The organism is Hymenobacter terricola (assembly GCF_017921975.2).
Taxonomy (GTDB): Bacteria; Bacteroidota; Bacteroidia; order Cytophagales; family Hymenobacteraceae; genus Hymenobacter; species Hymenobacter terricola.
Genome location: NZ_JAGEMO020000027.1, coordinates 95955 through 101954, shown reverse-complemented (window position 1 = coordinate 101954; position 6000 = coordinate 95955). Strand labels below are relative to the sequence as shown.

Genomic DNA, 6000 nt, shown 5'->3' with positions numbered 1-6000 from the left:
GGGCGCGGCAATAATCGTCGATGGCCGTGTATTCAGCCTGGCCGAACTCAGTTTTGCGCTTGTAGTCGATGTAGCTCATGCGGCCCCAGGGAGTGTCGCGCTGCTTTTCCCACTGGTCTTTGGGCACGCACAGCTCGGGGGTGCGCTTCTGGAATTTTACGGCATCGCAGCCGGCCCGGGCCGCTTCCGAAATAAGCTGTTTGGCCAGGTCCAGCGAGCCGTTGTGGTTGATGCCGATTTCGGCGATGATGTAGGCGGGGTGACCCGCGCCGATGGACCGGTTTTTACTGATTTCAACAGCATTCATAAAGCGAAAAATTAGCTGGTTGGGAATGAGTGAGAAGTCTGGGGAAATAAGGCTGCCGAAAATCGGTTGTGCCTACTGTTGTGTTGCTTATGATGCCACTCGCCAGGTACGAAATTGGCCGGGTAACCAGTTGTTAAAAAATCAAATAGCCGTCCAGCCGCCATCCACGACAAGGTTGGCCCCGGTCATGTAAGCAGAAGCATCCGAAGCCAGAAATACCACGGCCCCCTGGTAATCGGTAGCCGTCGCCATGCGGCCCAGCGGCGTTTTGGCGCTGTATTGCTTCACGAAAAATTCGTCCTGGCTATTCTCCACGCCACCGGGCGAGAGGGTGTTGACGCGCACGCCGGCCTGGCCCCAGTAGGCAGCCAGGTAGCGCGTGAAATTCACCACCGCGCCTTTGGTCATGGGGTAGGAAGGTGATTTGTAGAAGGTTTGCTCGCCGGCTTCGTTGCGGTAGATGCTCTGGTCGGGCCCCACAATGCCGTAGGTGCTGGCCACGTTGATGATGCTGCCGCTGCCCTGCTGCGCCATCGGCGTGCCGAATACCTGCGCCGCCAGGAATACGCCCGTCACGTTCACCTCCAGCACCTGCTGGAAAGTGGCGAGCGGGAAGTTTTCGAATTTGCTCAAGTCGGCCGCCAGCGCGGGGTTCTCGAACATGTCGTTGATGGCGGCATTGTTCACCAGCACATCGATGTGGCCGAAGCGGGCCAGAATCTGGTCACGCGCGGCAGCCAGCGATTCCGGGCTGGTCACGTTCACTGAAACCGGCAGGTGCGGGCCGCCGGGCAGCTCGGCCACCACAGCTGCACAGGCTTCCGCGTTGAGGTCGGCCACTACCACATTGGCCCCGGCTGCGGCCAGCGCCGCGCAGTGCTGCCGGCCGATAAGCCCGCAGGCGCCGGTGACGATGGCCGTTTTGTTGGCGAGAGAGAACAGGTCCAAGTAGAGTAAGAAGTTGGGTGAATTATTGAACGTCATGCTTCGGTTGCGCGGACGCCAGATAAGCATGACGTTCTTTTTATTTGGCTTTCACCGGCGCAGCATTCGTCACCTTGCGGAACACGGCTTCCACCGGCTCGCCCAGCAGGCGCGAGGCCACGTCTTTTGCTTCAATGGCTTCTTTCAGCAGCGGCAGCACCTCGCGGTAGGCCGAGAGCGTGTAGGCCACGTCTTCATCCGAGTGCGAGAAGCACATGTTGTGGAAGCCGCCCCACATGATGCCGCGCTTGAATAGCTCCTGCTGCATAAAGGCCTTGATTTCCATCGGATTACCGGCCGAGGCGTCGAAAGTTACTATCGTGCGGCAGTCGTAGCCATAGCATTTCGTGAAGGCGGTCAGGCCCAGCTCGGCGGCAATGTCGTTGTAGCCGTCCTTGAGCTTTTTGCCTTGCTCGGCGAGGCGGGCGGGCACGTTCTGCTCGCGCATTTCGGCGATGGTGGCCATGGCCGCGGCCATGCTCAGCGCCTCGCCGCCGAAGGTGGTGAAGAAGAAAACGTCCTGCTCGAACAGCTCCATCACATCGCGGCGGCCGGTGAGCAGGGCAATGGGCATCCCGTTGGCAAAGGCCTTGGAATACACCGCCAAATCGGGCGTGATGCCGAAATATTCCTGCGCGCCGCCCACGGCCACGCGGAAGCCGGTCCACATCTCATCGAAAATCAGCAGCGTGCCGTTTTCCTTGCACAGCCGGGCCACTTCGTGCAGGAAGTTGTCCTTGGGCGCGTCGAAAATAAAGGGCTCCAGAATCACGCAGGCCACATTCTCATCGAGCAAAGCTTTCAGCGAATCGATGTTGTTGTACTCAAAAGCGGCGGTCAACTCCTTGGTGGCCGTAGGAATGCCTTTGTCGCGGCTGGTGGTGCCGATGTACCAGTCGTGCCAGCCGTGGTAACCGCAGCACAGCACCTTGTCGCGCCCGGTGAAGGCGCGCGAAACCCGCACCGCCGCCGAGCACACGTCCGCGCCGGTTTTGCTGATGCGGATGCTCTCCGCGTTGGGAATAATCTCGTGAATCAGCTCCGAAAGCTCCACTTCCAGCTCATGCATCATCGAAAACGTGATGCCGTCTTCCAACTGGGCGCGAATGGCATCGTCTACCCGCGGGTAAGCATAGCCCAGCGAAATGGGGCCAATACCCATCTGGAAATCAAGGTATTCGTTGCCGTCCGCGTCCCAGATGTGGGAGCCTTTGGCGCGCTTCACGTACTTGGGGCTCACGCCTTTGGTGTACTGGCCGGGGCCTTTGGCGAGGGTCTGGGTCACGGGCGTCATGATTTTCTGAGCGCGGGCGTAAAGCTCATCCGACTTCGTGATGTCGGGGTAATTCTCGTTGGAGGAAACGGTGTTGGGCATGGGGGAAATTGGCAAAGCAAGCGTGAAAACTTAAACGCGACTCATGTCATATTTCTTTTCGAAATAAGCAAAAAGAAAAGCGGCAATTGCTGAAGAAATGACCATTCCAACAGCAAGGTAGAGGTCATTATAAAACAGGTTCCAGGCAAAAATTCCGCCTGCTATTAAGGATACGAAAATGAATAGACCAACTTGCGTTGCTACAAAGTGAGCAATGGGCTTATTGGGAAGCGATAAAAAACGATAAGCAATCCAATAAGGAAGTAAATGAAATACTGCTTTGATTGAAGCATATACAAGCAAGCTTCCCCATAGGAGTTCTAGGAAAAAAGTTGAATTGTATTTAGAGAAATAGCCCCATGTTGCACCAGCAATAGAATTGAAGAAGGTTTCAATAGTCCAAATAATCAATACCCTTCTAGTGAACTTTAGGAACGTTCTTTCGGACGCTGTTACAATCATGCTAATAGCCGCAGTTATTCCGCAAACTGGTTCTCCAGCACGGCCGGACCCGGTGTAATAGCCGCTCCCGACTCGCCCAAGTGCTCAGCGATGCGGCGGGCAATGTGGCGGCCGGTGAAGCCTTCGTACTCCAGCACCGCGCTGAGGCGGCCGGGGCGGTACCACCGCTCCTCCAGCGCTAGTGGCAACACGCGGGCCGTGAGCTGGTTGCGCAGCAGCACCTCGGCCAGAATGGAAAAGAGGCCGCCGGTGACGAAATGGTCTTCCACCGTCACGATGAGCGAACCACGCCGCACCACGTCGAGCAGGGCCGCTTCGTCAATTGGCTTGAGGCTGCGCAGGTTGACGAGGCCGACGGATTTGCCCTGGGCTTGCAGCAGCTCGCGGGCCACCATTGTTTGCTCGAAGAGCATGCCGTAGGTGAGGATGGTGATGTCGGTTCCCTCAGCCACTATTTCAGCCTTGCCTATCTCAAACGGAGCGTGCTCGTAAGTAGCCGGGCGGGTGTTGACACGCACATAAGCCGGTGATGGCGAGGCCCAGATGGCCGGCAGCATGGCGAGCATATCGGCCTCATCAGCGGGCGCGAAAACGGTCATGCCGGGGATGCCGCGCATCAGGCTCACGTCCTCGATGGCCTGGTGGGTGGGGCCGTTGCCGTCGGAGAGGAAGCCGGGCACAAAGCCGCTCAGCTTCACCGGCAGCTGGCCGATGCCCACGTCGGTGCGGATGAATTCGAAGGCCCGCAGCGTGAGAAAAGTGGCCAGCGCGTGCAGAATCGGCACGCGCCCGCGCAGGGCCAGGCCGGCCGCCGCGCCGATGAGCGTTTGCTCCGTGATGCCGGTATCGATGAAGCGCGGGCCGAGCACGGCCGGCAGGTTGCGGATGAGGGCGCGGTTTTCGGCCGTCATCACCACGATGCGCTCATCGGCGAGGGCGGTTTCTTTGATTAGTTCTTCGTAGGTCATGGGATGTAGCGCGGACTTTGTAGTCCGCGGATGAATCGTTTACTCGCGGACTACAAAGTCCGCGCTACTTAATTCTACCGTACCGTCAGCGTTTCGCTGGTGAGTTTGGTGGCTTCCTGGCTATGTAGCTCCTTCAGCAGCTCGGTTACTTCATCAGCCGAGAAGTTGCAGAACCAGCGGTCGGCCCGCGCTTCGATGCTGGGCAGGCCGCGCCCGCGCACCGTGTCGCAGATGATGACCGACGGCTTCGTATCGGAGAAGGGCAGGGCCGAAAAGGCTTCTTCCAGCTGCGCGAAGTCGTGCCCATCAATCCGGCGCACTTCGCAGCCGAAGGCCTCAAACTTGGGGGCCAGCGGCTCCAGCGGAATCAGGTCTTCGGTGGCCACGTTGGCCTGGAAATGGTTGCGGTCGACTACCAGCGTGAGGTTGTTGACCTGGTGGGCGCTGGCTACCAACAGGCTTTCCCAGACGGTGCCCTCGTTCAACTCGCCGTCGCCGGTGATGACGATGACCTTGTTGTCCTGGCCGCGCATCCGGCAATCCATCGCCACGCCGAGGGCCACGCCGGGCAGGTGGCCGAGCGAGCCGGAGTGGAATTCCACGCCCGGCACGTTGCGGTTGGGGTGCCAGTAAATGTGGTCGTCGGTGCTCAGGTGGTGGTCGAGGCGGGCTTTATCAATAAAGCCCAGCTCCACGAACGTGCCGTAGAGGGCCGGCACGTCGTGGCCTTTGGAAAGGAACAAGTAATCCCGCGTCGGGTCCGTGAGATTATCCGGCCGCACATTGAGGAAGTCGGAATAGAGGTACACCAGCAGGTCGGCGCAGCTCAGGGAGGCACCGGTGAAGCAGCCGCCGTTGGTGCTGAGGCGCACGATGTGCTCGCGCACCTTCAGGGCCCGGTCGGACAGCTCTTGGCGTTTGGTATTGGTCATAGGGTATATAGTTGTCAGTTGTTTGTTGTCAGTTGTCAGTTTTTAGGTCGTTCGCCAGTCGCATCAAAAAACTGACAACGAACAACTGACAACTAGATTTTGCGGGTTTGCGACGGGTCCACGGTTTTGAGCTCGTCGAGGTGGTTACGGTACCAGTTCACGCCCGTCAGGTGGGCGTTGAGCTGGGCAATGTCGGGGCGCCGGTTCAGCAATTGCAGAATGTCATCGAGGCCAAAATCCGGCCTGGTTGGATGCAAAGCAGCGTAAACGGCGCTGATGAATGCATAGTCTTCCGGGTAGTCGATGGTCCAGCGGTGGCTCATTGAAAAGTCCTTCCCCGAGTCCCAGGTCACATTAGCCAAGCGAAACCGGCCGGGGTTTTCCCAGAAAAAAGGGGTGGTATGCTCGCGTTCCAGTGGCCGCTTGGCTTCGCGCCAGGCCGTTTCCAGGGCTTCGATGGGCATTACTTCCACGTCGTTGCCATCGGGAAAGGTGGCGGGGTGCAGGTTGCTCACGAAGTCGTAGCGGTCGGCGAAGTGCAGGTAAAAACCCACCACTTCATCAATGATGGCCGGGTCGATGAGCGGGCAGTCAGACGGAATTTTCAGCACCACGTCGGCCCCGTAGTAGCGGGCGGCCTGGTAGTGGCGGTCGAGCAAGTCCAGGGCATCGCCCCGGAAGCATTCCAGGCCGTGGGCGGCGCAGCAGGCGGCCACGGCATCATCGGCGGCCTCGGTGGTGGTGGCCACTACCACGGCGCCGGCCAGGTGGGCGCCCTGCACCCGCTCCACCATACGCACCAGCAGGGGCTGGCCGGCCAGCGGCAGCAATACCTTGCCCGGCAGGCGCGACGAGCCCATGCGGGCCTGCACAACGGTTAAGATTCGGGGGATGGGCATGAATAAGCAGTCGGTACGGGGTAGTCGGAAATCAAACTGAAATACGCTAAAAAAATGCCCGAAAACTCGATTA

General features: G+C 59.1%; 7 protein-coding genes. All 7 read right to left on the bottom strand.

Annotated elements, in window-relative coordinates:
* On the bottom strand, nt 1-307 hold a 307-nt coding region (locus J4G38_RS18090), incomplete at its 3' end, for an N-acetylneuraminate synthase family protein (protein WP_226163535.1).
* Nucleotides 308-448: 141 nt separating this feature from the next.
* Nucleotides 449-1255, bottom strand: a complete 807-nt coding sequence (locus J4G38_RS18085) for an SDR family oxidoreductase (protein WP_226163534.1) — start codon at nt 1253-1255, stop codon at nt 449-451.
* Between the two features lie 76 nt (nt 1256-1331).
* Entirely contained in the window at nt 1332-2666 is a 1335-nt protein-coding gene (locus J4G38_RS18080) for an aminotransferase class III-fold pyridoxal phosphate-dependent enzyme (protein WP_210520351.1), read from the bottom strand.
* Between the two features lie 30 nt (nt 2667-2696).
* Entirely contained in the window at nt 2697-3077 is a 381-nt protein-coding gene (locus tag J4G38_RS18075; RefSeq protein WP_210520353.1) for a hypothetical protein, read from the bottom strand.
* Between the two features lie 65 nt (nt 3078-3142).
* A complete protein-coding gene (locus J4G38_RS18070; protein ID WP_210520356.1) occupies nt 3143-4096 on the bottom strand; it encodes a transketolase family protein in 954 nt (317 codons plus the stop codon).
* 74 nt (nt 4097-4170) lie between these two features.
* Complete coding sequence (locus J4G38_RS18065; protein WP_210520358.1) at nt 4171-5028, bottom strand: transketolase; 858 nt, start codon at nt 5026-5028, stop codon at nt 4171-4173.
* 92 nt (nt 5029-5120) lie between these two features.
* Nucleotides 5121-5927, bottom strand: coding sequence for a cytidylyltransferase domain-containing protein (locus tag J4G38_RS18060; protein ID WP_210520360.1), 807 nt, complete (start codon nt 5925-5927; stop codon nt 5121-5123).
* Nucleotides 5928-6000: the final 73 nt, after the last annotated feature.

Coding starts and splice junctions, on each gene's coding strand:
- J4G38_RS18080 (WP_210520351.1), bottom strand. CDS start 2,666: ATGCCCAACACCGTTTCCTCCAACGAGAATTACCCCGACATCACGAAG.
- J4G38_RS18070 (WP_210520356.1), bottom strand. CDS start 4,096: ATGACCTACGAAGAACTAATCAAAGAAACCGCCCTCGCCGATGAGCGC.
- J4G38_RS18065 (WP_210520358.1), bottom strand. CDS start 5,028: ATGACCAATACCAAACGCCAAGAGCTGTCCGACCGGGCCCTGAAGGTG.
- J4G38_RS18060 (WP_210520360.1), bottom strand. CDS start 5,927: ATGCCCATCCCCCGAATCTTAACCGTTGTGCAGGCCCGCATGGGCTCG.